Raw genomic sequence first — 23,861 nt, 5'->3', positions numbered from 1 at the left:
GCGCCGACGTTCCCCGGGTGGCAGGCTGGTGACCATGTGGGAGCTACCGGTCGAGGACCGGCTGCGTGAGCTGTCCGGGCGGCTGCACGGGCCGACCCGACTCAAGGCCGACCTGCTGACCGAGGCGCGGCACGCGCTGGAGGACGCCGTCGAGGCGTACCGGGAGGGCGGCCTGTCGCGGGCGGAGGCGGAGCGGCGTGCGGTGGCCGAGTTCGGCACCGTCGGCCAGCTCGCGCCGGGCTTCCAGGCCGAGCTGGCCGCCGGCGCGCTGCGCGGGCTGGCGCTGCGTACGCTCGCGGTCGCCGCGGTGCTGATCGCCGCCGGGGACCTCACCTGGCACGGGTCGAGCTGGAGCGCCGGCCCGCGACCGCCGGCGGGCTACCTGCTGCTCGCCTCGTCGATACACGGCATCTGGGGGACGATCGCCGGGCTGGCGCTGGCCGGGCTGGCGCTCGGCGCGTTCGCCGCCCGACGGGACTCGCCGGGGCTCGTCCGGTCGGCCCGCGCGGTCGGCTTCGGGCTGACCGGTGGGCTGCTGGTCGGCGCGCTCGCCGGCGGTGCGCTGTTCGGCTGGTCGGTGCGGCTGTGGGACGCGGCGCTGACCTGGCCGCCGATGATCATCGGGGCGGTGGTGGCGTCGGCGGCCTGGTTCTCACTGGCCCGGTCGGCCCGCTGGTGGCTGCTCAGCGCGCGCGGCCCACGGTTCGCCCGTCGGTGAGGCGCCCCAGGCCGGCACCGCGGGCGGGCGGTGCGTCGCGGGCGGCTCAGGCGGGCGTCGCGGGCGGCTCGGCCGGGCCGAGGAAGCGGCCCACGGTGGCGCTGAACTCGCGCCAGCCGGCCCGTTCCCCGGCCAGTGCCCGGCTGCCGGCGTCGGTGAGCTGGTAGGTGCGCCGTTCCCGGCCGTTGACGGTGCTCCAGGTGCCGGCCACCAGGCCGGCCCGTTCCAGCCGGCGCAACGCCGGATAGATGGTGCCGGTGGGCAGGTCCAGCGTGCCGCCACTGCGGGCCCGCAACGCCTCGATGATCGCGTAGCCGTGCTGCGCGCCCTGTTCCAGCACGGCCAGCAGCAGTGCGTCCAGGTGTCCGTGCAGCGCCTGCGCCCTCATGCGTAGAAAGCCTACTTGTCGGGCGTTCGGGACGCCACCGGGGTGCGGCTCCCGGTCGGAACGGGTTGCCCACTAGGGTATGTGCGCAGAGTCACTCGGCGGCGCGACGCCGCCGGGTGGGCACCCGAACGCACACGGAGGTCAGCGTGGCCCGCCAGTCGCCCCAACGGCCCGACGCCGACGAGCCCGAGCTCGACGACACCGACACCTCGGCCGCAGCAGACGAGGTCGAGGTCGACCGCCCGGCGGCGGACCGCGCACTCTGGGACGAGGTGCGGATCGACCCGGTGGAGATCGCCCTGCCCGCCGGCACCGGCTTCACGCTGCGGGCCTACCGGCCGGCGCGCGAGCTGACCCCGACCGACGTCGCCGAGCGCGACCAGGACGACCCCTTCCTGGCCCGCCGCCAGATCGTCGAGGCCGAGGAGGAGGACGAGGAGGTGGTGATCCTCGACGAGGAGTTCGCCGCCCTCTCCGCCGAGGAGGACGACGAGGACGAGAAGTCCGACGGGAAGCGCCGCCGCGGCAAGGCCGACGCGGACGCCGACGCCGCCGACGACGAGGCCGACGACAAGGCCGGCGACGACGAGGCGGGCGACGACGACGAGGCGGACGAGGACGACGACGCCGCGGGCGACGAGGAGGTGCCGGTCTTCCTCACCCACAAGGGGCGGCTGCTGCTCTTCAAGACGCCGGAGTCGCTTGTCACTTTCATCCGTTCCGGTGCGCCCAACGACCTCTCTCAACTGGACAGCTGGAATGAACTGTCCGAACGGCTCGAACCGGCCGACGTGGCCCCGCTGGACGAGGACACCTACGAACTCGACCTGGTCGTGGAGAACCTGCGCGGCGGGCACGACGCGTGGGATCCGGCGCTGCTGATCGAGGCTGGCGAGGTCGCCCGTGACCTGGCGTACGCCCTGCGACTACCGGCCGTTCTGGACATGCTCTCCGCCGGCTCCAGCCTGGACGATCTGGACGAGGCGCTGCGCGCTTCCGTCAACGGCGGGATCGGTGGTTTCCTGGGTCGTCGCCGGCTGAAGAAAATCGGGGCACAAACCGCAAGTTTGGGTTGGCGCACCATTGTCGGCAAGATCTCTGCCGTCGTGGACTGGCGCGACTGACCCGGAGCGGGGAGCATCAGTCTCTGGCAGAGCAAGACCTGTGTCCCGGGAGGAGGACGACGCTGTGGCGCTCGTGCGCGTGTACTGCGGTCTGGCCTCGGCAGATCCGGCCGACCGAACGGCTTCGGCCGGAACGACGCTGACGTCCGCTGTGGTCGACGACGCAGGCCGTCTGCTGCACGTCTGTGAGATCGGTGACGAGCCCGCCGGCTACGCCCGGCTGGTCACGCTGCTGGTGGAGCGGTCCGGTGGGCCCAGCGGCGTGGCCATCGCCGCGGACAGCGACGACCACACCGTCACCTCGCTGCTCAGCGCCGCCGGCCGGCCGTTGGCGATCGCCGACGACGACTCGGTCGACGACTTCGCCGAACGGTTCGCCGACGACGACTCGCTGGAGGAGATGCAGTCCCCGCCGGCCGAGCGCCGGGCGGTCGGGCTGGCCCGGGCGCTCCAGGCCGGCGCGCTCTCCGCGGTGACGCTCCCGGCGCCCCGTGACCTGGCCGGCTACAAGCAGGTCCTCTCCGCCCACGCGGCACTGGCCAGCGGGCGGCACTCGGCCGCGGTGACGCTGCGCGAGGTGCTCCGCGAGCTCTACCCGGCCGCGCTGCGCGCGTACCCGGATCCCGCCGAGCCGGTCGCGCTGGCGGTCCTCGACGCGCTGCCCGAGCCGAGCATGCTGACGGGCACCTCGGCCCGGGGCCGTGACCTCGGCGCCGCCGCCGACGCGGTCGCCGCGCAACTGGCCGCCGACGGCCTGGCCGACGCCGACACCGTCACCGAGGCGGTGACCGCGCTCCGGGTCGCCATCTCCGAGACGCCCCGCCGGGCCACCGTCAACCGGGCGCTCACCGCCGCCGTCGCCGAGACGGTGCGGCAGGCCGTCGCCTCCGTCCGTGCCTGCGACGCCGGCTGTGACGCGCTGGTCGGCGCGCTGGCCGAGCGCACCACGCCGACCCCGGCCACCGGTCGTCGGGCCGCCGCCCGCCGGGGCGAACAGGTCGACGAACTCGCCGTGACGCAGCCCGCGGGGCTGCGCCCGGTCCGCCCGGCACAACCCGAGCCGCTCGCCGAGCAGGCCGGCCGGCGCAGCCGCCCCGAGCCGGACCTCGACGCCACCGAGCCGGCGGGTCGCCGCAGCCGCCCCGAGCCGGTCCCCGGTGGCCGGCGCAGCCGCCCGGAACCGGTCTCCGGGCCGACCGGCCCGACCGTGCCCCGCCCGCTCGGCCCGCCGCCGGTGGCGCCCGCGCCGGTCACCCCGCCGCCGGTCGCCCCCGCCCCGGTCACTCCCGTCGCCCCTGCCGCGTCGCTGGGCCGCCCGACGTCTGCGCCGCCGAGCCGTCCCGAGCCCACCGGCGCGCCCCTGCCGTCGCGGGTGGACGGGCCGACCAACCGGCCGGTCTCCGCGCCGCCCCCGCCGCCGCCCGGGATCACGCCGATCCCCCCGTCCTCGCGAGGGTCGGTGCCCCCGGCCGAGGCCGGCGAGCCGTTCCGGCCGACGCTGACCACCGCCGCGATCAACAAGGCCCGGGCCGAGCGGCAGCGCACCGTCATCCCGCCGCGTCCCAAGACCACCGCCCCCGAGCCGCCGACCGGCGGGTTCAGCGCCACCGACCTGAGCATTCCGGTGCCGCCTCCGCGTCCGCCGGCGCCGGCGCCCGCCCCGCCGGGTTCCCGCGCCAACTGGCCGCTCGTCAACAACAGCGACGACCAGGCCGACCGGGAGCGGGAGGCCCCCGCCTACCCGTACGGGCGGAGCGTGGACGCGCCGAGCGACCCGGGACGCGTCACCCCGCCGTGGCTCGCCGACGACCTGCCACCGGAGCCGCCGATGCTGCGGCTGGTGGAGCCCCCGCCGCTGGCCGACCGGGCGCTGCGCGGCGAGTCGGAGCGGCCGGCCGACCCGGGGTTGGACACTCCGCCGCTGCGGCTGGTCGACCGGGGCAACGCCGGCCGGCCGGCGCCCCGCGCCGAGCTGCCCGCCCCGCTGGAGCGGCGTCCCGCGCCGAAGGAGCACCGGCCGCCGCCGGTCTCCGACGAGGGTGACGGCGACCTGCTGATCTTCGCGCAGGCCAAGTCCGCCTGGTTCGTCGGGCACGGCGACGAGGCCGACCTGGAGTGGGCGTCCACCGCCGACACCGGCTGGCAGGCCGCCGAGCAGGCGGCCCGCCCGTCGATCGGCGCGGAGACCAAGGCCGGCCTGCCCAAGCGGGTCCCGCAGGCCAACCTGGTGCCGGGCTCCCCGCTGCGCGAGGAGCGTCCACTGCGGATCGTCCGCAACGCGGCCAGCCTCGCCGAGAACACCACCGGCTACTTCCGGGGGTGGCGGCGCGGCCAGGAGATCGGCGGCTTCGCCGTCGGCGGTCGCCCCGGCCGGGAGGCGGCCGGTGGCTGGGACTTCAGCCGGGACACCGGCGACCGCGACGACGAGCGGGAGTACGAGTTCCGGTCCGCGGGCTACCGGTCCTGAGCCGGGCCGCCGACGGCGTGTTCCTACCCACACCCGGATGATTTGACGTCGGGTCCGGCCGGCCGGGAACATACCCGGCGGACCAGCGGCGGCGCCTGTTCGCCGGGGTGGGAAGGCTACTCCATTGGCGACACCGGCATTCGACTCCACCGTGCTCACCCGTCGGGGCGTCCTCGCGGTCGCGGCCGGCAGCCTGCTGCTCGCCGGTTGCGGGCCGCAGGGGCAACGGCCGGACGAGGGCGGGAGCAGCAGCGCGCCCGGTGACCAGAACCTGGTCGTCGGCGTCAGCCTGGAGCTGAGCGGTCGCGGCGCGGCGCTCGGCGTGGTGCAGCGTCGGGCACTGGAGATCACCGCGGAGTCGCTGAACCGGTCCGGGCTCCCGGTCGGCAACCTGCTCCGGTCGGTCCGGTTGGAGATCCGGGACAACGGCAGCGACCCGCAGAGCGCCGCGCGGCACGCCGCCGACCTGACCCGTGCCGGGGCGCACGCGCTGATCGGTGGCGTCCTCGGCGAAACCGCGACGGCACTCGCGACGGCCGCCCAGCAGCTCAAGACGCCGTTCCTGGCGCTCGGCCAGGGGGACCGCATCGTGCTGCCGCTCGCCGAGCGCACGTTCAGCTTCAAGCTCACCCCGGACGCCATCGACGTGGCCCGGCGGATGGTGGACCTGTTCGAATCCCAGCGGGTCCGGCGGGTGGCCCTGCTGGCCGCGGACGGGTCGCACGGCGACTCGGGCGTACGGGCGGTGCGGGAGGCGCTCGGCAACAGCGGCGTGGCACTGGCGCGCACGCTGCGGCTGCCGGAGACCGGGCGGAGCTTCCGGGCCATCGCCGAACGCGCCACCGCCGGCGACCCGGACGCCGTCATCGTCTGGGGCACCGCGCCCGACTCCGGTGACGCGGCTCGGGAGCTACGTCGGGCCGGCCACCGCGGGGCGATCTTCTTCGACGCCGGCGCGGTGGTGGACGACACGCTGCGCGGGGCCAACGCGAAGGCGGTCGAGGGCGCGTACGCCGTGCACCCGGCCTGCCTGGGCGGTTCCGCGTTGACCGCCACCAGCGGCGCCCAGGTGGCCCGGCGCGACTTCGACTACCGCTACACCCAGCGGCACGGCACCTCGGTCGGCTTCGCCCCGTACGCCGCGGACGCGCTCCAGCTCCTCGCGGCGGCGGCCCGGAAGGCGACCAGCCTCGACCGGGGCCGGCTGCGGGCGTTCCTCCAGACCCAGATGACCGAGGGCATCGCCGGCGGGTACGCGTTCAGCGCGGACCGGCACGGCGGCATGGAGGTCGACTCGCTCGGCGTCTACCGGGTGTCCCAGGGCAGCTGGACCCGGTACGCCTGACCGTCGTCGTCCGGTGGCCGTCCCAACGGGACGGTCACCGGACGACGACGTACCGCGTTCGACCCCGGACGGCAGGAAGCGCCCGGTGGCTCAGGGCCATCGGGCGCTTCCGCGTATCGCCTCAGGCGGGCGCGACCGCCCGGGAGCGCCGCATGGTGAGCACGTACTCGACAAGCGAGATCAGCACGTGCTTCGTCGACTCCCGGTTACGGGCGTCGCAGGGCACCACCGGCACGTCCCGGGAGATCGCCAGCGCGTCCCGGACGTCCTGCGGGTCGTGGTACTGCATGCCGTCGAAGCAGTTGATGGCCACCAGGTACGGCAGCCGCCGGTGCTCGAAGAAGTCGATGGCGGCGAAGCAGTCGGCGAGCCGACGGGTGTCGACCATCACCACCGCGCCGATCGCTCCCCGGACCAACTCGTCCCACATGAACCAGAACCGCGTCTGACCCGGCGTACCGAAAAGGTACAGGATCAGGTCACGGTCGATCGAGATACGACCGAAGTCCATCGCCACCGTGGTCGTCGTCTTGCCCGGCACCTGCCGGGTGTCGTCGACGCCCACGCCGGCGGAGGTCATGATCGCCTCGGTGGTCAGCGGCGTGATCTCCGAGACCGAGCCGACCAGCGTCGTCTTGCCGACGCCGAAACCACCGGCGATAACGATCTTCGCCGACGTCACGCGCCCGCTCGGGGCCGGCGGCCGGTGCGACATGTCAGAGCCTGCGAAGTCCACTCAGCACCCTCTCCAGCAATTCAGTGCCCACCGCGTCGTCGGAGTCGTCCAGAATGGTCGGCTCGTGGACTGCGACCAGGCCATCCGTCGCCATGTCGGCGATGAGCACCCGGGCCACGCCGAGCGGAAGCTGCATCCGCGCCGCGATCTCGGCAAGCGACTGCACGCGTCCGTCACACAACGCGGCTATGTACTGGTGTTCACGGCCTTGGCCCCCGTTGCCGGTGGCCATCGCTCGGCCGCGCACCGTCGTCTCGACGAGTGCCTCCAGGGCGATGTCGAGCCGGGGACGGGTACGACCACGGGTTACGGCGTACGGCCGGACCAACGCTCCGGTCGGCTCGTCACGATCCGCCATGTCGCCGCTCACCTCCCTCGCACCCGGCACCGGCTCGCCCCGGTGGCATCCGTCGCTTTCCTTGTTCTTTCCGCTCCTGACCCACCGGCCAGCGCGTCATTCAGCCCATCATCCCCACAGCCGTACGCGGCTGTGGCGTCAGGGCGTCGCCCACCCGATCGACGAGCAGGGCCATCTCGTACCCGACCTGGCCCACGTCACAGCTGCGCGCGGCGAGCACCGCGAACGACGAGCCGTCGGAGATGGACATCAGGAACAGGAAGCCGTTGTCCATCTCGACCACTGTCTGCAGCACCGCCCCGCCCTCGAAGCATCGCGCCGCGCCCTGGGTCAGGCTGACCAGGCCGGAGGCGATCGCCGCGAGCTGGTCGGCGCGGTCCCGCGGGAGGTCACGGGACGAGGCGAGAAGCAGGCCGTCGGCCGAGACCGCGACCGCGTGCGCCACGCCGGGCACCCGGTCGGCGAAGTTGGCGAGCAGCCATCCGAGATCCTGCGTACTAGTCATCCTTGTTGCTCCTTCTGCCCGCTCCCGGCCACCGGGCCTGAGCCAGACTGCGAGGACTGCTGCCGTCCCGGAGTGCCCTCCGGGCCGGTCGTGTTGCTGTCGGTCGGGTTGTTACGCCCCCGCTGCACGCCCCGATGGTAGGCCGAGAGGAGACCCCGGACCGCCTCCGGCGTCCGCCGCTGGGCCGCCGGCGCCGGCTTGTCGATGCTGCCCGGCACGAGCTGCGCCATCGGCGTCCGCTTGGGCAGGCCCTTCCGGGTGGTCTCCGCCACCGGCACCTCGGTGGCGGCCGAGGCGGCACGCCAGCCGTCGTCGGCCGCGGTCTGCCAGGGCGACGACGGCTGCGGCGCCGCCGCCGGCTGCCGGCTGGGCAACCCACCGGCGTACCCGGGACGGCCGTTGCCGTTCGCCGGCCGTTCGTCACGGGGCGCTCCGCCGACTGTCGGGGTCGGTGCCATCGGTGTGTTACCTGTCGTTGCGGATGTCGGCTGCGGCACCGGCCGCCCGGCGGTGTCCACCTTGGCGAACTGCTGGGTCGTGGCGCCGTTCGCCGGCGCGGCCTGGGCCGGCGCCTCGTCGCTCGACCCCGGCCGGCGGGTGCGGAACCACGCGGACTCCAGCTCCCGGAAGATCGGCAGCTCCATCGTCTCGTCCGCGTACCGCTGACGGTTGCCGGCCTGCTGCGGCTGCGGCGTGGCCGGCCGCGGCGCGGGCGCCGACGGCTGGGCGACCGGCTGCTGGGCGACCGGCTGCTGCGCGGCGGCCGACGGTGTCTCCGAGCGTGGCACCCGCGGCAGCTCGGTGGTCATGTCGAGCCCGGCGGAAAGCCGTTCCGGCACCGCGGGGGCCGGCGCGGGCGTGGCCGGGGCGACCGGCGGCCAGACCGGCGGCGCGCCCACGTGCGGCGCGGGCGCCGGACGCGCCGGCAACTGGTCGGGCGGCGACGCGGGGACCGGGTTTCCGCCGACCGGCTGGCCGGAGACCGGCACGGCCGACACCGGCCGGGTCGGGAGCGGGTGGCCGGAGACCGGCGTCGCCGACACCGGCCGCCCGGAGTACGAGTCACCGGGGACCGGGCGGCCCGAGTACGGGTCACCCGACACCGGACGCCCGAAGTACGGGTCACCCGACACCGGACGGCCCGAGTACGGGTCACCGGAAACCGGGTGGCCGGAGACCGGTGCGGCCGAGACCGGACGGCCCGGGAAGGGGTGGCCCGAGACCGGGGCGCCGGAGACCGGCGGCAGCGGCGGGGCGGACACCGGCGGGACCGGCGGCGCGGACACCGGCGGCGGCGAGTACGGCCGCGCCTCGGGGCTGCTGGGCAGCTGCCGTGGGATCACCGGCTGCTGGCCGCTGGTGGCCGGGTCGCCCTCGCCCGGGGTGCGGCGCTGGGGCAGCGGGTCGATCGGCTGGCCGTTGGACGACCGGGGCGGGTAACCGTCGCCGGCGTTCGCGTTGGCCCCGGTCAGGTCGGACCAGGCCGGCATGGCACGGCCGCCGTTGGCCGGCGTGCCGGCGCCGTTGCGGTGCGCCGGGTCGAAGGACCGCCCACCGAGCGTGACCTGGTTACCGGAGGTGCCGGGGTGCGGCGCGGGCGGCGGGGTGTGCGGGCCGTTGCCGAGCGCGGCCAGCGCGCCGAAGGCCGGCGCCGGCCCGCCCGACTGTCCGAAGGCCGGCGTCGGACCGCTCGGCTGACCGAACTGGGCGAAGGTGGGCGCCGGGCCGGGCTGCTGCGGACCGGCGGCGGGAAGGGCGGCTGCCGGCCCGCTCCGACCGGCGAGGGCGCGCGGCACCAGGACGGTGGTGGGCAGCGTGACGTCGGCGACGGTGCCCCGGTCGCTGGCGGGCCGCAGCTCGACCTTGACGGCGTGCCGGGCGGCCAGCCGGGCCACCACGACCAGGCCCATCATCCGGGAGACGGCCACGTCCACCTGTGGGGGCGTGGCCAGCCGCTCGTTCAGGTCGTGGAGCTGCTCGGCACTGATGCCGATGCCCCGGTCCTCGACGTAGAGGGAGGCGCGGTCGCCGACCCGGCGGGCCTCCACCATCACGTGCGAGTCCGGCGGCGAGAACGCGGTGGCGTTGTCGAACAGCTCGGCGACCAGGTGCACCAGGTCGTTGACCGCGTGCGCGGCGACCTCGATGTCCCGGTCGATCACGCCGAACTCGATGCGGGTGTAGTGCTCGACCTCGGACTGGGCGGCGCGGAGCACGTCGATCAGGGCAGCCGGCTCGCGCTGCACACGGGTGGAGTCCGCGCCGGCGAGCACCAGCAGGTTCTCGTCGTTGCGGCGCATCCGGGTGGCCAGGTGGTCGAGCTGGAACAGCTCGGCCAGCCGGTCCGGGTCCTCCTCGCCGCGCTCCAGCCGGTCGAGATGGCCGATCAGCCGGTCGACCAGGATCTGCGAGCGGCGGGCCAGGTTGACGAACATGGTCGCGACGGACGCGCGCAGGGCGGCCTGCTCGGCCGCGGTCCGGACCGCCTCCAGGTGGACCGCGTTGAACGCCTCGGTCACCTGGCCGAACTCGTCCTTGCTGCGGACCGGCAGCGGCTCGGCGATCTGGTTGGCCAGCTGCACCGGGGAGAGCTGGCCGGTCACCTGCGGGTCGCGCAGCCGGGCCACCGCCTGCGGCAGGCCGTACTGGGCCACCGAGAGGGCGCCCTGGCGCAGGTCGCGCAGCGAGCGGGCCATCGAGCGGGCGACCAGGTAGGCGAAGAGGATGGCCAGCAGCAGCATGGTGAGCAGCAGGCCGGTCTCCAGGAACACCTGACGCTGGGTGTCCGAGCGCAGCTCGTCGGCCTGCTCGACCACGTTGCTGTCGAGCCGGGACTCGACGGTCCGGAGCAGCTTGGCGTTGCCGACCATGGCCTGGTCCCACTGGTCCGGGCCGAACGGCGCGTTCTTCATCGAGCCGCTGTTGTTCGCCGACATGAAGCCGGTGAGGTTGTCCGCCTTGCGCAGGTCGGGACCCTCGACGGTCTGGTCGAAGAACTCGGAGTCGGCCGGGGTGGCGACGGAGCGGAAGGTGGCGAGCGCCTGGGCCTGGGCGGTGCCGCTGGCGATGAACTGCTCGCGCAGCGCGGGACTGTACTGCCCCTGGGTGAGCGCCTGATGCACGACCACCCGGCGCTGGGCCAGGTATTCCTTCTGCCGGGCCACCGCGCCCGCGGCGCGCATCCGGTCGCTGAGGTCGTTGTCACCGGCGAGCTGGGTGCCCGAGTCGCGGATCGACAGCAGGTCGTTGATCAGGCGCTCGTACGCCTTCTCCGCCTCGTCGATCTTGAGCTTGCCGTTCAACACCTGGCTGCGGGTCGCGGGCAGGTCCTTGAGCTGGTCGTCGATCTCGTTCAGCCGGACCTCGAAGTTGCGGGGCAGGTCGTCGATCTCGCCGCGCTGCCGCAGGTAGGGGCCCTTGGCCTGGTCCACCCGCTGGTTGGCCCGGTTGTAGGCCTCCTGGTACTGCGCCCGGGTCTGGACTTCCTTCGCACCGAGGAAGAGCACCGAGCCGACCCGCTCGTCCTGCATGGTGTCGGCCAGTTCACCCGAGTAGCCGATCAGGCTGGCCAGGTCGCCGGCCCGGTTGGCGCTGTTGAGCGTCTCCAGGTGGTCGACCAGACCGCTGGTGCCCACCACGACCGTGGCGATGGTCGGCACGATCATGATCAGACCGAGCTTGGACCAGATCGGCATGTCGCGCAGCCGGCTCGCCGGCCGGCGCAGGCGCGACAGGAAGGAGCCCGCCGTCGTTGGCCGTTTGCTCACGTCACCGCCCTCGCAAAACCGCGTCCGGCGTCACCTGCGGGCAACGCCGAGCGTCCGACCCGGCGGGTCGGACCTCCGAGATTCCATCACGCCGCCCCGCAAAGAGAAAGCCCAGGTTGTCCCTCACCGGAGGTGTGATGAGATGTTGAGGCAATTTGATAGCAATCCGTCTGGCCGGAGTTACTGAAGGTAATGGATCACCCGCACCGCGTCATTCTCCTCGCCGGACCATCGGGCTCCGGAAAGTCGTACATAGCGCATCGAACCGGACTTCCCGTGCTCTGTCTGGACGACTTCTACAAGGACGGCGATGACCCTACGTGTCCACGCCGAAACGGTCAGGTCGACTGGGAGTCACCCCTGTCGTGGGATGCGGACGCGGCGGTGGAAACAATTGCCCGGTTGGCCCGCGAGGGCAAGGCCGAAGTGCCGGTTTATGCGATCGGCGCGGACCAGCGGGTGGCCACCCGGCCATTCCACGTCGACGGATCGCCATTCTTCGTCGCCGAAGGGATCTTCGCCGCCGAGATCGTCGCCGAGTGCCGACGCCGAGGGCTGCTCGCCGGGGCGTACGCGCTGCGCCGCCCGCGGGGCGCGACCTTCCTCCGCCGGCTCGCCCGTGACCTGGCCGAACAGCGCAAGGCACCGCGGGTGCTGGTCCGGCGCGGGATCGCGCTGCTGCGCGCCGAACCGGCCGTGCTGCGCCGGCAGACCGGTCTGGGCGCCGAGGCCGCCCGGGCCCGGGAGGTGCTGCGCGGGGTGGCCGCCCTGCTCGCCGGCCACCCGCGCCAGCCGTGATCAGTCGATCAGCTCGGCGTACGCCGGCTTGATCACCTCGTCGATGATCCGCAGTCGTTCGTCGAACGGGATGAAGGCGCTCTTCATCGCGTTGATGGTGAACCACTGGAGTTCCTTCCAGCCGTAGCCGAAGGCCTCCACCAGCAGCGCCATCTCGCGGGACATCGAGGTGCCGCTCATCAGCCGGTTGTCGGTGTTCACCGTCACCCGGAACCGCAGGTCACGCAGCAGCCCGATCGGGTGGTCGGCGATCGACGCCGCCGCCCCGGTCTGCACGTTCGACGACGGGCACAGCTCCAGCGGGATGCGCTTGTCCCGCACGTACGCGGCCAGCCGGCCCAGCACCGGCGGGTTGCCCGGGGTGATGTCGTCGACGATGCGGACGCCGTGGCCGAGCCGGTCCGCACCACACCACTGGATCGCCTGCCAGATCGACGGCAGCCCGAACGCCTCGCCGGCGTGGATGGTGAAGTGGAAGTTCTCCCGCTGGAGGTACTCGAACGCGTCCAGGTGCCGGGTGGGCGGGAACCCGGCCTCCGCACCGGCGATGTCGAAACCGACCACGCCGGTGTCCCGGTGCCGCACCGCCAGCTCGGCGATCTCCTGCGAGCGGGCGGCGTGCCGCATCGCGGTGAGCAGCGTGCCGACCCGGATCGGGGTGCCCGCCTCACCGGCCAGCGTGCTGCCCTCCCGGAAGCCGGTGACCACCGCCTCGACCACCTCGTCCAGCGTGAGGTTCCGCTCCAGGTGCTGCTCGGGCGCGAACCGGACCTCGGCGTAGACCACGCCGTCGGCCGCCAGGTCGAGCGCGCACTCCCGGGCGACCCGACGCAACGCGGACGCGGTCTGCATCACGGCCACGGTGTGCGCGAACGTCTCCAGGTAGCGCTCCAGCGAGCCGGAGTTCGCCGACTCGGCGAACCAGCGGCCCAGCGCGTCCGGGTCGGTGGTGGGCAGTTCGTGGTCGGCCTCGGCGGCCAGCTCCACGATCGTCGCGGGCCGCAGGCCGCCGTCGAGGTGATCGTGCAGCAGCGCCTTCGGGGCCTTGATGATGTCCTCGTACGAGATTGCGACCATGCTCAGACCCTAGTCACCGACCGTGCCGGCCCGGCACCGGACCGGCTCAGGGACGCCAGCCGTACACCCGCTCCACCGCCAGGCGCAGGACCAGCCGGCCGTCGGCCACCATCGCGGCCCGGTAGTCGGCCCAGTCCGGGTGCTCGCCACGGATGCCCCGGTAGACCTCGACCAGTTCCTCGACCGTCGCGTCGTCGGCCGCGGCGGCCGGCGGGGTGAGCGTCACCGTGCCCTCGGCCACCGCGTACGCCCCGCCGTCGGCGGTGGTCACGTGGAAGCTGGCCCGCGGGTCCCGGCGCAGGTTGCGCACCTTGGCCCGGTCGCCCGTGGTGGAGCAGCGGAGGAGCCCCGGCTCGGCCAGGTAGTCGAGGTTGGACAGCTGCGGGCGGCCGTCCCGGCGCAGCGTGACCAGCACGCCGCGCCCGTGCCCACCGAACAGCTCCCACAACCGCGCGCTCGTCGACATGGCACCCAATCTAGAGCCGCGGTCCGGCCGCCGGAATAGGATCTTCGGCGTGGCCGGTCCCGCTCTGCTCCCGTCGGTGCTGACCCGGCTGCGCTGCCCGGTCTGCGGCGAGCCGCTGGCCGACGCCACCGCCGGCACCACCCGCGCGCTGCGCTGCCCACGCGGGCACAGCTTCGACACCGCCCGCCAGGGGTACGTCAACCTGCTCGCCGGCCGCGCCCCGCACAGCGGGGACAGCGCCGGGATGGTCGCCGACCGGGCCGACTTCCTCGCCGCCGGCCACTACGACACCGTCGCCGCCGCGCTGGCCGCCGCCGCGACGCGGGTCGCGCCCGACGACCCGTACCCCCTGGTGGTGGAGCCCGGCGCGGGGACCGGCCACTACCTCGCGGCGGTGCTGGCGGCGCTGCCGGACGCCGCCGGCCTGGCCCTGGACGTCTCCAAGCCGGCGCTGCGCCGCGCCGCCCGGGCGCATCCGCGCGCCGCCGCCGCGCTGGCCGACACCTGGCAGCGGCTGCCGCTGGCCGACCGGTCCGTGGCCGTGCTGCTGAACGTGTTCGCGCCGCGCAACGGCCCGGAGTTCCACCGGGTGCTCGACCCGGCCGGCGCGCTGCTGGTGGTCACCCCGGCCGCCGACCACCTCGCCGAGCTGGTCGACGCGCTCGACCTGCTGCGGGTGGACCCGGCCAAGGCCGACCGGGTCGCCGGCAGCCTGGGCGCGCACTTCGTCGAGGAGTCCGCCGGCGAGCACCGGGCCCGGCTGGCGCTGACCCGCGCCGAGGTCACCACGCTCGTCGGGATGGGTCCCAGCGCCTGGCACGCCGACCCGGAACGGCTCGCCGCGCGGATCGCCGCGCTGCCCGAGCCGGCGCCGGTCACGCTCGCCGTCCGGCTCGGCACGCACCGCCCCCGCTGAGCCGGCTCAGGTGGAGAGGTCGACCTCTTCCCAACCGGGGGGCTCGTCGTGGTACGGCCCGCGCAGCACCACCGCCCACTCCAGCGCCCACCGGCGCTGGCCGATCGCGTTCGCGTCCACCAGCCCCGGCAACGCGCCGCCGGCCTGCTCGGTCTCCAGGTACGCCCAGTCCAGGCAGTAGTGCAGATCGAGCAGGGCGGCGGCGTCGGCGGGGTGCTGCGGGGCGGCCAGGATCCGGGCCCGCCACTGCGCGAACGTCTCGCCGGTGACCAGGTTCGGCATCCGCTCGACCAGCCGCTCGTCCACCGGCACGGTCGGGTCGAGCTGCTTGCTCAGGCCGAGCACCCAGGCCAGCGAGAAGAGCGCGTCGTGGTGCAGCACGAACGACCGGTGGTCGCCCCGCCCGCCCATCACGAACTGCCACTCCGGTGGCGTCAGCATCTCCACCAGGTGCGACTCCAGCAGCCAGCTCATCGCGGCCTGCGGGGGCATCCCGAAGCAGCGGGCCAGGATCAGGTGCAGCACCGCGATGCGCGCCTCGATCTCCGGCGTGGGCCGCAACTCGATCTCGTCGCCCGGCTCCCAGACCAGCGGGAACTGCGGTGGGGGCAGCGGAAGACCCAGCCGGGACAGCTCGTCGAGGCTCGCCTCACGGACGGCCCGGGGGTCGGGAGCGGATACGCGCAACGCCTCAGTCCCTGTCTGCTCGCCCCGGCTCGTCGCCGGTCGGTCCCCCTGGCCTGGGAGGATAGCGGCTCCGACCGGGCCGGCACCATGGCGGCCGGTCACCCGATGCGCTCGATGACCAGCGGCGTCGTGGTCGGGGCCGCCGGCGCCACCCGGAACGCCCCGCGCGCCTGTGCCAGCGCGGCCGGGATCCGCTCGGCGTGCTCGGCGCGCAGCTCGAACAGCGGGTCACCGGCGCGTACCGGATCACCGGGACGCTTGTGCAGCACCACACCGGCCGGGACGCTGACCGGGTCCTCCTTGCGGGCCCGGCCGGCGCCGAGCCGCCAGGCGGCCACCCCGATCGCGTACGCGTCCACCTCCGCCACCCAGCCGTCCTCGTCCGCGGTGACCAGCTCGACCTCGTTGGCGGTCGGCATCGGGGCGTCCGGGTCGCCGCCCTGCGCCCGGATCATGGCGCGCCACGCGTCCATGGCCCGCCCGTCGCGCAGCGCGGCGGCCGGGTCGGCGTCCGGCAGGCCGGCCGCGTCGAGCATCTCCCGGGCCAGCGCCAGCGTCAGCTCCACCACGTCGGCCGGGCCACCGCCGGCCAGCACCTCCACCGACTCGGTCACCTCGACCGCGTTGCCGACGGCCAGGCCGAGCGGGGTGGACATGTCGGTGAGCAGGGCGACCGTACGCACCCCGTGCGCGCCGCCCAGCTCGACCATGGTGCGGGCCAGCTCGCGGGCGTCGTCGGCGTTCTTCATGAAGGCGCCGGAACCGACCTTGACGTCGAGCACCAGCGCGCCGGTGCCCTCGGCGATCTTCTTGCTCATGATCGAGCTGGCGATCAGCGGGATCGCCTCGACCGTGCCGGTGACGTCGCGCAGCGCGTACAGCTTGCGGTCGGCCGGGGCGAGCCCGTCCCCGGCCGCGCAGATGACCGCGCCGACGTCCCGGAGCTGGGCGATGAACTCGTCGTTGCTCAGCGCCGCCCGCCAGCCCGGGATCGACTCCAGCTTGTCGAGCGTGCCGCCGGTGTGGCCGAGGCCCCGGCCGGAGAGCTGCGGCACCGCCGCGCCGCACGCCGCGACCAGCGGGGTCAACGGCAGGGTGATCTTGTCACCCACGCCGCCGGTGGAGTGCTTGTCCACGGTGGGCCGGGCCACCGGCGACAGGTCCAGCCGCTCGCCGCTGGCGATCATGGCGGCGGTCCACCGGGCGATCTCCGGGCCGGTCATGCCGCGCAGCAGGATCGCCATCGCCAGCGCCGACATCTGCTCGTCGGCCACCAACCCCTCGGTGTACGCGTCCACCACCCAGTCGATCTGCCCGTCGCTGAGCACGCCCCCGTCCCGCTTCGCCCGGATGACGTCAACCGCCGTAAAAGCACTCACCTTTGAGTTCCCATCAGTAATTTGCGATGTCGCGCCCCACGCACGTACGGACGGCGACCACGTCGGGCCTGGGCCGACCGTGACCGGCGCAGGGATCAAGCCTGACCGCCCGGAGCCGGGCACGGTCGGCCCAGGCCCTCCAGCTCAACCCCACCGAACGGGGATCTCCAACGGCGGCTCACCCTCACCGGCCCAGAAGATCGCACCGGACGCGTCCACCACGACCACGCGCGGCGTCCGCGCCGCCCCCCACTCGATCGCCCCGGCCGGATCGTCCCAGGCCGGACCCTCCTCCAGGACACCGGTCTCGGCGTCCTCGGTGTCCCCGGCCGACCGCTCCCAGTACGCCGTCCAGACCTGCTGCCCGGCCGAGAGGTCCGGGTGCACGAACACCGTGCCGCGCCCCCGCCAGGCGGCCAGCCGGTCCGGCACCACCGGCACCGGGTGCTCGCCGGTCACCGCCTCGATGTCCGCCACGTCGAACGCGTGCGGCAGCAGCTCGGCCATCCGTAACGGGCCGCCCTTCGCCTCGATCAGGCACTCCGGCCCGCCCTGCTCCCAGAGCAGCTGCCGACACCGGCCGCACGGCATGAGCGGCTCGCCTGTCGCGTCGACGCAGGACAGCGCCACGATCCGGCCGCCACCGGTGGCGTGCAGCGAGGAGACCACGCCGCACTCGGCGCAGAGCACCACGCCGTACGCGGCGTTCTCCACGTTGCAGCCAACCACCACCCGGCCGTCGTCGACCAGGGCCGCGGCCCCGACCGGGAACTTCGAGTACGGCACGTAGGCGTGCCGCATCACCTCGGTGGCGGCGGCCCGCAGCCGCTCCCAGTCAACGTTCATTTCACCGATTCTGCCCCACCCACCTGGGCTTCCTCCGTCGGGCGGCCCGACGACCGACGTCGGCGGGTCACCGCCCGTGCGAGGCCGCCCAGGCTGGCCACGAGGAGCACTGCCAGCACCGCCACTGTCGGGTTCACCCAGCCGGCGACCAGGTCGTAGTCGGCGTTGCACCGCTGACTCAACGGGAACAGCCGGAAGTAGTCGCGCCGGTGCGCCTCGTAATACGCATCGTCGAACGGCTGATGATGCGGGAACCGGCACGCCTCCTCGATGTCGAGCCCACCCGAGGAGGCACCCCACCACCAGGTCAGCGCCAAGAGGACGAAGGACGCCCACGCGGCGTGGGCGAACCAGCCGGGCCGGCGCCAGTCACCGGCACGCAGGCCACGCACCAGGCGCCACACGCTCCAGCCCGGAATGGCCAGAACGGGCACGAGGGGCAGGAGGGCAGCGACTCGTTCCAGGCTTCTCAACGCGGCGTCCAGGGCCCGGCTTCGGTCCGCCCGCGTCGAGCGGGCGGACCGAAGGACCGAGGTCAGCCCTTGATGTACGGCTTGCCGTCGGCGGCCGGCGCCCGCACCCTGCCGACCAGGCCGGCCACCGCCAGGATCGTCGCCAGGTACGGCAGCATCGCCAGGAACTGGCTCGGAATGCTGCTGCCGATCGCGCCCAGGTAGGTGGCGAGCTGGTCAGCGAAGCCGAAGAAGAGCGCCGCGAGCAGCGCCCCGGTCGGGCTCCACCGGCCGAAGATCAGCGCGGCCAGGGCGATGAAGCCCTTACCGCCGATCATGTTCTTGGTGAACGAGTAGAGCGCCAGCGTGTACGACGCCCCGCCCACGCCGGCCACCAGACCAGCCATGATCACGTTGCGGTAGCGCAGCCGCAGCACCTTCACGCCGAGCGTGTCGGCGGCGGTCGGGTGCTCACCCACCGACCGGGTCCGCAGGCCCCACCGGGTCCGGAACAGCGCCAGATGGATGACCAGCACCAACAGCAGGCCCAGGTAGAGGAAGATGTTGCCGCGGAACAGCGCCGGACCGATCAGCGGGATGTCCTTCAGCAGCGGGATCTCCCAGTTGCTGAAGCGCGGCGCACTGTTGTACTTCGCCGCGTCGGTCGCCATCAACCGCTCGTAGAGGAAGCCGGTGATGCCGACCGCGAGCAGGTTGAGCACGATGCCCATGACCACCTGGTCGACCAGGTAGCGGATGGCGAACACGGCCAGCAGCAGCGAGATGAACGCGCCGCCGATCGCGGCGGCCACCAGGCCCACCCAGACGCTGCCGGAGATGCTGCCGAACAGCGCGCCGGAGAACGCGCCCATCAGCAACTGTCCCTCGATCGCCACGTTGACCACGCCGGAGCGCTCGCAGAGCACACCGGCCAACGCGCCGAAGATCAGCGGCAGCGCCAGGACGAACGTGCCCCGCAGCACGTTGACAAGCGGCATGAAGTTGCGCCCCTCGGGGGCGGCGGAGACCTGCCAGCACAGGAAACTCAGCACGAAGGCGACCAGCCCGGCGCCGAGCAGCAGCGTGAACCAGCGCTTCGGCACACCGGCCAGCAGCGCGGCGCCGGCCGCGGCGGCGATGACGCCGAACAGGATCGCGCCGACCGTCCCGTTGATCTCCAGGGCGGCGCCGCCCTCGGTCTCGCTGAGCGTGAAGCGGGCCTGCTGGTCGGTGGCGAGCGCCCCGAACAGCACCGCCGCGAGCACGCCCAGCCCCAGCAGGACGGCGCCGGCCTTGCGGGCCCGCGTCCAGAAACCCTCGTCGACCGCGGTGACCGCGACGTCGGGGACAGCGGTGGTGGACATGCTCACCAGCCCTTCGCGAGGCTCGTCTGCAGCCGGGCGGCACGGGCCGCCCGGAGCTGGAAGATCGCCTTCACCAGGGCGGGCGCGGCGATGAAGATGACGATGAGCGCCTGGAGCACGGTGACCAACTCCAGCGAGATCCCGGAGTACGACTGCATCCGGTTGCCGCCGGCCTGGAGCGCGCCGAACAGCAGCGCGGCCAGCAGCACGCCCCACGGCTTGACCCGGCCCAGCAGCGCGACCAGGATGCCGTCGAAGCCGATCTGGGCGATCACCAGCGGGGTCAGCGCGTTGGCGGTGGAGCCGAGCACCATGTTCGAGCCGCCGAGGCCGGCCAGCAGACCCGCGATCACCATCACCAGCACGTACGTCTTGGTGACGCTGATGCCGGCGGTCCGGGCGGCGTCCGGGTTCGCGCCCACCGCGCGCAGCTCGAAGCCGAGCGTGGAGCGGTTGAGCAGCCAGGCGATGAACCAGGTGGCCAGCACCGCGAGCAGGATGCCGGCGTGCACCCGCAGGTCGTCGCCGAGCAGCCGGGGCAGTTGTGCGGAGGACTCGACCGGCTTGCTGATCGCGTCCGACCGGGTCGGGTTCTGCACCCCGCTCTGGACGATGATCCAGGACAGGAAGTAGACCGCCACGTAGTTGAGCATGATCGTGTTGATCACCTCGTGTGCGCCGGTACGCGCCTTGAGGATGCCCGGGATGAAGCCCCAGAGCGCACCGCCGAGCGCACCGGCGATCAACGCCACCAGCAGGTGCACGCCGGGCGGCAGCGGCAGCGCGAAGCCGGCCACGGCGGCCAGGATGACGCCGATGGTCGCCTGGCCCTGGGCGCCGATGTTGAACAGGCCGCCCCGGAAGGCCAGCGCGACCGACAGGCCGGTGAAGACCAGCGGCGCGGTGTAGGTGAGCGTCTCCGAGATCGGGCCCATGGCGGCGGTGAAGCCGACCGCGTCCGGGTCGAAGACCGCGCCCTTGAACAGGTTCGCGTACGCCTCGCTGACCACGGTCCAGCTCGCGTTCAGCGCGTCGGCCGGGCGGGCGGTGATGTAGCCGTAGGTGGCCAGCACCTCCGGGTCGGAGACGATGATCAGCACGGCGCCGACCAGCATGGCCAGCACCACCGCGAGCACGGTCACGGTGACCGTGTTGGCCGCCCAGAGGTTCTCCAGGAACAGCCGGCCCAGGCTGGGCCGGGGCCCCTCGGCCGGAGGCTGCTTCGGCGCGGTGGTGGTGACCGCACGCTCGGTGTCGCCGGCCGGCGCGGTCGGCGTCGCGCGGGCCTCGCTGCGTGCCTCCTGCGCCTCGGTCGCCGGCTCCTTGTCCGGGGAGCCCGACGCCGGGTTCGGGTTCGTCATGCCTCGTCCTCGTTGCCAGGGCCCTCGGGGGCCGGGGCGGCGGCGTCCTCGTCCGCGGTCGCGGCGGCGCCGCCCTCGTTCGCGGTCCGGGCCGCGGTGTCCGGGGTGATGCCGGCCATCAGCAGGCCGATCTCCTCGCGGGGCGTGTCCGGGCCGACGATGCCGATGACCCGGCCGCGGTACATCACCGCGATCCGGTCGGCGAGGCCGATCACCTCGTCCAGCTCGCTGGAGACCACCATGACCGCGGTGCCGATGTCGCGCTCGTGGATGACCTGGCTGTGGATGAACTCGATCGAACCGACGTCCACGCCGCGGGTGGGCTGGGCGGCGATGAGGAGCTTCAGCGGCCGGGACAGCTCCCGGGCCACGATCACCTTCTGCTGGTTGCCGCCGGAGAGCGTGCCGACCGCCGCGTCGGCCGACGAGGTGCGGACGTCGAACTGCGCGATCCGCTCCTTCGCCGACTTCGCGATCGCGTCCGGCTTCAGCGACAGGCCCTTGCCGAACGGCGGCCGGTCGTAGATGTCCAGCACCAGGTTCTCCGCCACGGAGAACTCCTTGACCAGGCCGTCGACGCTGCGGTCCTCGGGCACGTAGCCGACGCCGGCGCGGAGCACCTTCTTCGTCGACCAGCCGTGGGTCGACTCGCCGTCCAGGCTGATCGTGCCGGCGAGCGTCGGGCGCAGGCCCATGATCGCCTCGATCAGCTCGGTCTGGCCGTTGCCCTGCACACCCGCGACGCCGAGCACCTCACCGGCGTGCACGGTCAGATCGACGCCGTCGACGGCGCGTACCTGCCGGTCGTCGTCGACGACCAGGCCGGCGACCTCCAGGACCGGCTTGCCCGGCCGGGCCGGCTCCTTGTCCACGGTCAGCCGGACGTTGCGCCCGACCATCAACGCGGCCAGCTCGTCCCGGCTGGCGGTCGGCTCGGCGGTGCCGACCGTCCGGCCGCGCCGGATGACGGTGATCCGATCCGCGATCGCCTTCACCTCGCCCAGCTTGTGGGTGATGAACACGATCGACTTGCCGGCGGCCTTGAGCGACCGCATGACGGTCAGCAGCTCGTCGGTCTCCTGCGGGGTGAGCACGGCCGTCGGCTCGTCCAGGATCAGCAGGTCGACGTCGCGGGTGAGGGCCTTGACGATCTCCACCCGCTGCTGGATGCCGACCGGCAGGTCCTCGACCACCGCGTCCGGGTCGACCCGGAGGTTGTACCGCTCGGAGACCTCGGCCACCTCGCGGCGGGCCCGCCGACGGTCGAGGAACCCGGCGAAGGGCACCTTGACCTGCTCGGCGCCGAGCATCACGTTCTCGGCCACGGTGAAGACCGGCACCAGCATGAAGTGCTGGTGCACCATGCCGATCCCGGCGGCGATCGCGTCCGACGGGCCCTTCAGCCTCAGCGGGCGGCCGTCGACCAGGATCTCGCCCTCGTCCGGCTGGTACAGCCCGTAGAGCACGTTCATCAGGGTCGACTTGCCGGCGCCGTTCTCGCCGAGCAGGGCGTGGATCTCTCCAGGCTCCACCGTGAGGTCGATGTGGTCGTTGGCGACCAGATCACCGAACCGCTTGGTGATGCCGCGCAGTTCGAGTCTCAGCGCAACCTCCTGGAGTGCGAGCGATGGTGCAGCGTAGCGACTTGCCGCGCCGCCACCGCGCCGGGTGGGGGAATGGGGGATGAAGGTGACCGGCCGCCCCGGGGGCGCGGGGTTCGGACCCCGTACGCCCGGGACGGCCGGATCGTGCTACCTGGTGCCCGCCGGCCCCGCTGCCGATGATCTCACCGCGGCGGCCGGCGGAGCGGTCACTTGGTCGGCTGGGCCTTCGAGGTGACAGTGACGGTGCCGGCGGCGATGTCCGCCTTGATCTTGTCGACCTCGGCCTTGAGGTCCGCCGGGACCTTGCTGTCGAAGTCGTGGTACGGCGCGATCGAGACGCCGGAGTTGGCCAGCGTGCCGACGAAGCCGGGCTGCGCCTGGAGCTTCTCGCCACCGGCGGCCTTCACCACGGCCTCCTTGACGGCCCCCGGGATGTTCTTGACGACCGTGGTCACGATCGCCGAGCAGTCCGGGGTGCTCTCGCAGCCGTCGACGTCCACCCAGACGACCGAGTACTTGCCGCCCGAGGCCTTGGCCGCGGCGGTGGTGCCGAGGCCGGCGCCGCCGGCGACCGGCATGATGATGTCGGCGCCCTGGGCGACCAGCGCGTCGGAGACCTTCTTGCCCTCGTCCTGCTTGACGAAGTCGTTGGTGAAGGAACCCTTCTGGGTGGCCTTGTCCCAGCCCAGCACCTGGACGTTCTTGCTCTTGGCCTTGTTGTAGTACGCCACGCCGTCGGCGAAGCCGTCCATGAAGATGGTGACCGGCGGGATCGGCAGGCCGCCGTAGGTGCCCACCTTGCCGCTCTTGCTCATCCCGGCGGCCAGGTAGCCGGCCTGGAAGGCGGCCTGGGCGGTGTCGAACTGCATCGGGTAGACGTTGGCCACGCCCGGGTTGGCGTCCACGATCGCGAACTGCTGGTTCGGGTTCGCGGCGGCGGCCTTCTTGGTGGCGTCCGACATCAGGCCACCGACGGCCAGGATGAAGTCGCACTTCTGGTTGACGAACCCGGTGAGGTTGACCTCGTAGTCCGCCTCGGCCTTCGACTGGACGTTCTTGATCTCGATGTTGTCGTTCTCCTTCTGCGCCTCCTGAAGGCCCTTCCAGGCGGAGGTGTTGAAGGACTTGTCATCGATGCCGCCGACGTCGGTCACCATGCAGGCGCTGTACTTCTTGCCGCCGTTGCCGCCGGCGTTGTCGTTGCTGTCGTCCGGAGCCTCACCACACGCGGCGGCGCCCAGCACGAGGCCACCCGCCACGAAGGCGGAGGCGATCCGCATCCCACGCACAGAGCGCAAGACGTCTCCTTCCCATTGCGCCCGCGTCGTGCGCGGTACGCATGCCCTTGCGCCGGCCTGCGGTATGCCGCCGGCGTCCCACGTTACGGACGGGAGCGTACGCCCGCGCCCACCCACCGGCCGACAATCGTGCACGACTGTTGAGCGTCCGTTACCCCGGTGTAACCCTTGGGTGGGGCAGATCACTTCTGGGGCCGGTAGGGGT

Annotated in this window: 21 protein-coding genes; 6 read left to right on the top strand and 15 right to left on the bottom strand. The window is 73.3% G+C overall.

The genetic code is table 11. The features are described from left to right. Positions 1-34 precede the first annotated feature (34 nt). Positions 35-718 (top strand): permease prefix domain 1-containing protein, encoded by a 684-nt coding sequence (locus C8054_RS13760; RefSeq protein WP_107157183.1) that lies wholly within the window; start codon positions 35-37, stop codon positions 716-718. 46 nt (positions 719-764) lie between these two features. Here C8054_RS13760 and C8054_RS13755 read toward each other — a convergent pair whose 3' ends face one another. Then, positions 765-1,106 carry a PadR family transcriptional regulator gene (locus C8054_RS13755; RefSeq protein ID WP_107157182.1) on the bottom strand — a complete coding sequence of 114 codons (342 nt, stop codon included), beginning with the start codon at positions 1,104-1,106 and terminating at the stop codon, positions 765-767. 116 nt (positions 1,107-1,222) lie between these two features. Between C8054_RS13755 and C8054_RS13750 the strand changes: the two genes are divergently transcribed. The 3 genes from C8054_RS13750 to C8054_RS13740 all read left to right on the top strand — a co-directional run bounded on the left by C8054_RS13750 (position 1,223) and on the right by C8054_RS13740 (position 6,042). After that, entirely contained in the window at positions 1,223-2,230 is a 1,008-nt protein-coding gene (locus C8054_RS13750) for a DNA primase (RefSeq protein ID WP_107157181.1), read from the top strand. Between the two features lie 40 nt (positions 2,231-2,270). Beyond that, entirely contained in the window at positions 2,271-4,697 is a 2,427-nt protein-coding gene (locus C8054_RS13745) for a transposase (protein ID WP_107157180.1), read from the top strand. A 124-nt stretch (positions 4,698-4,821) separates the two neighbouring features. Beyond that, positions 4,822-6,042 carry an ABC transporter substrate-binding protein gene (locus tag C8054_RS13740; protein ID WP_107157179.1) on the top strand — a complete coding sequence of 407 codons (1,221 nt, stop codon included), beginning with the start codon at positions 4,822-4,824 and terminating at the stop codon, positions 6,040-6,042. Between the two features lie 121 nt (positions 6,043-6,163). Here the strand turns inward: C8054_RS13740 and C8054_RS13735 are convergent, their stop codons facing one another. The 4 genes from C8054_RS13735 to C8054_RS13720 all read right to left on the bottom strand — a co-directional run bounded on the left by C8054_RS13735 (position 6,164) and on the right by C8054_RS13720 (position 11,408). Continuing rightward, positions 6,164-6,757: an ATP/GTP-binding protein gene (locus C8054_RS13735; RefSeq protein WP_107157178.1), complete on the bottom strand. Its 594-nt coding sequence runs from the start codon at positions 6,755-6,757 to the stop codon at positions 6,164-6,166. 1 nt (position 6,758) lies between these two features. Next, the gene (locus C8054_RS13730) at positions 6,759-7,136 is read right to left on the bottom strand and encodes a DUF742 domain-containing protein (RefSeq protein WP_107157253.1); all 378 of its coding nucleotides are present in this window, start codon (positions 7,134-7,136) and stop codon (positions 6,759-6,761) included. Positions 7,137-7,236: 100 nt separating this feature from the next. Further along, positions 7,237-7,641 carry a roadblock/LC7 domain-containing protein gene (locus C8054_RS13725; protein WP_013731521.1) on the bottom strand — a complete coding sequence of 135 codons (405 nt, stop codon included), beginning with the start codon at positions 7,639-7,641 and terminating at the stop codon, positions 7,237-7,239. Next, positions 7,638-11,408, bottom strand: a complete 3,771-nt coding sequence (locus C8054_RS13720; protein WP_107157177.1) for a sensor histidine kinase — start codon at positions 11,406-11,408, stop codon at positions 7,638-7,640. The genes C8054_RS13725 and C8054_RS13720 overlap by 4 nt, the downstream gene beginning before the upstream one ends. Positions 11,409-11,792: 384 nt before the next feature. On the opposite strand from C8054_RS13720, the gene C8054_RS13715 reads away from it, so the two are divergent. Next, on the top strand, positions 11,793-12,206 hold the full coding sequence (locus C8054_RS13715; RefSeq protein ID WP_233219625.1) for a hypothetical protein: 414 nt from the start codon (positions 11,793-11,795) through the stop codon (positions 12,204-12,206). On the opposite strand, the gene C8054_RS13710 is transcribed toward C8054_RS13715, so the two are convergent. Next, on the bottom strand, positions 12,207-13,283 hold the full coding sequence (locus C8054_RS13710; protein WP_107157175.1) for an adenosine deaminase: 1,077 nt from the start codon (positions 13,281-13,283) through the stop codon (positions 12,207-12,209). Between the two features lie 46 nt (positions 13,284-13,329). Then, positions 13,330-13,749, bottom strand: coding sequence for a PPOX class F420-dependent oxidoreductase (locus tag C8054_RS13705; RefSeq protein ID WP_107157174.1), 420 nt, complete (start codon positions 13,747-13,749; stop codon positions 13,330-13,332). A 64-nt stretch (positions 13,750-13,813) separates the two neighbouring features. Between C8054_RS13705 and C8054_RS13700 the strand changes: the two genes are divergently transcribed. Next, entirely contained in the window at positions 13,814-14,665 is an 852-nt protein-coding gene (locus C8054_RS13700; protein ID WP_107157252.1) for a putative RNA methyltransferase, read from the top strand. A 6-nt stretch (positions 14,666-14,671) separates the two neighbouring features. On the opposite strand, the gene C8054_RS13695 is transcribed toward C8054_RS13700, so the two are convergent. From C8054_RS13695 to C8054_RS13660, 8 genes are all read right to left on the bottom strand, one after another. Then, the gene (locus tag C8054_RS13695) at positions 14,672-15,352 is read right to left on the bottom strand and encodes a DUF4272 domain-containing protein (RefSeq protein WP_107157173.1); all 681 of its coding nucleotides are present in this window, start codon (positions 15,350-15,352) and stop codon (positions 14,672-14,674) included. A 98-nt stretch (positions 15,353-15,450) separates the two neighbouring features. Beyond that, positions 15,451-16,731, bottom strand: coding sequence for a thymidine phosphorylase (locus tag C8054_RS13690; protein WP_107157172.1), 1,281 nt, complete (start codon positions 16,729-16,731; stop codon positions 15,451-15,453). Positions 16,732-16,875: 144 nt separating this feature from the next. Next, on the bottom strand, positions 16,876-17,577 hold the full coding sequence (locus C8054_RS13685; protein WP_107157171.1) for a cytidine deaminase: 702 nt from the start codon (positions 17,575-17,577) through the stop codon (positions 16,876-16,878). Continuing rightward, entirely contained in the window at positions 17,574-18,011 is a 438-nt protein-coding gene (locus C8054_RS13680) for a hypothetical protein (RefSeq protein ID WP_107157170.1), read from the bottom strand. The genes C8054_RS13685 and C8054_RS13680 overlap by 4 nt, the downstream gene beginning before the upstream one ends. A 101-nt stretch (positions 18,012-18,112) precedes the next feature. After that, positions 18,113-19,393, bottom strand: a complete 1,281-nt coding sequence (locus tag C8054_RS13675) for an ABC transporter permease (RefSeq protein WP_107157169.1) — start codon at positions 19,391-19,393, stop codon at positions 18,113-18,115. A gap of 2 nt (positions 19,394-19,395) precedes the next feature. Beyond that, entirely contained in the window at positions 19,396-20,754 is a 1,359-nt protein-coding gene (locus tag C8054_RS13670; protein WP_107157168.1) for an ABC transporter permease, read from the bottom strand. Further along, entirely contained in the window at positions 20,751-22,298 is a 1,548-nt protein-coding gene (locus tag C8054_RS13665; RefSeq protein ID WP_306766816.1) for an ABC transporter ATP-binding protein, read from the bottom strand. The genes C8054_RS13670 and C8054_RS13665 overlap by 4 nt, the downstream gene beginning before the upstream one ends. 266 nt (positions 22,299-22,564) lie before the next feature. Beyond that, positions 22,565-23,638, bottom strand: a complete 1,074-nt coding sequence (locus tag C8054_RS13660; protein WP_199199746.1) for a BMP family protein — start codon at positions 23,636-23,638, stop codon at positions 22,565-22,567. Between the last annotated feature and the right edge of the window lie 223 nt (positions 23,639-23,861).

This window comes from Micromonospora sp. RP3T, from assembly GCF_003027925.1.
Classification (GTDB): domain Bacteria; phylum Actinomycetota; class Actinomycetes; order Mycobacteriales; family Micromonosporaceae; genus Micromonospora.
Note: the sequence above shows the minus strand (reverse complement) of the source record. Positions and strands in the feature narration are given on the sequence as shown.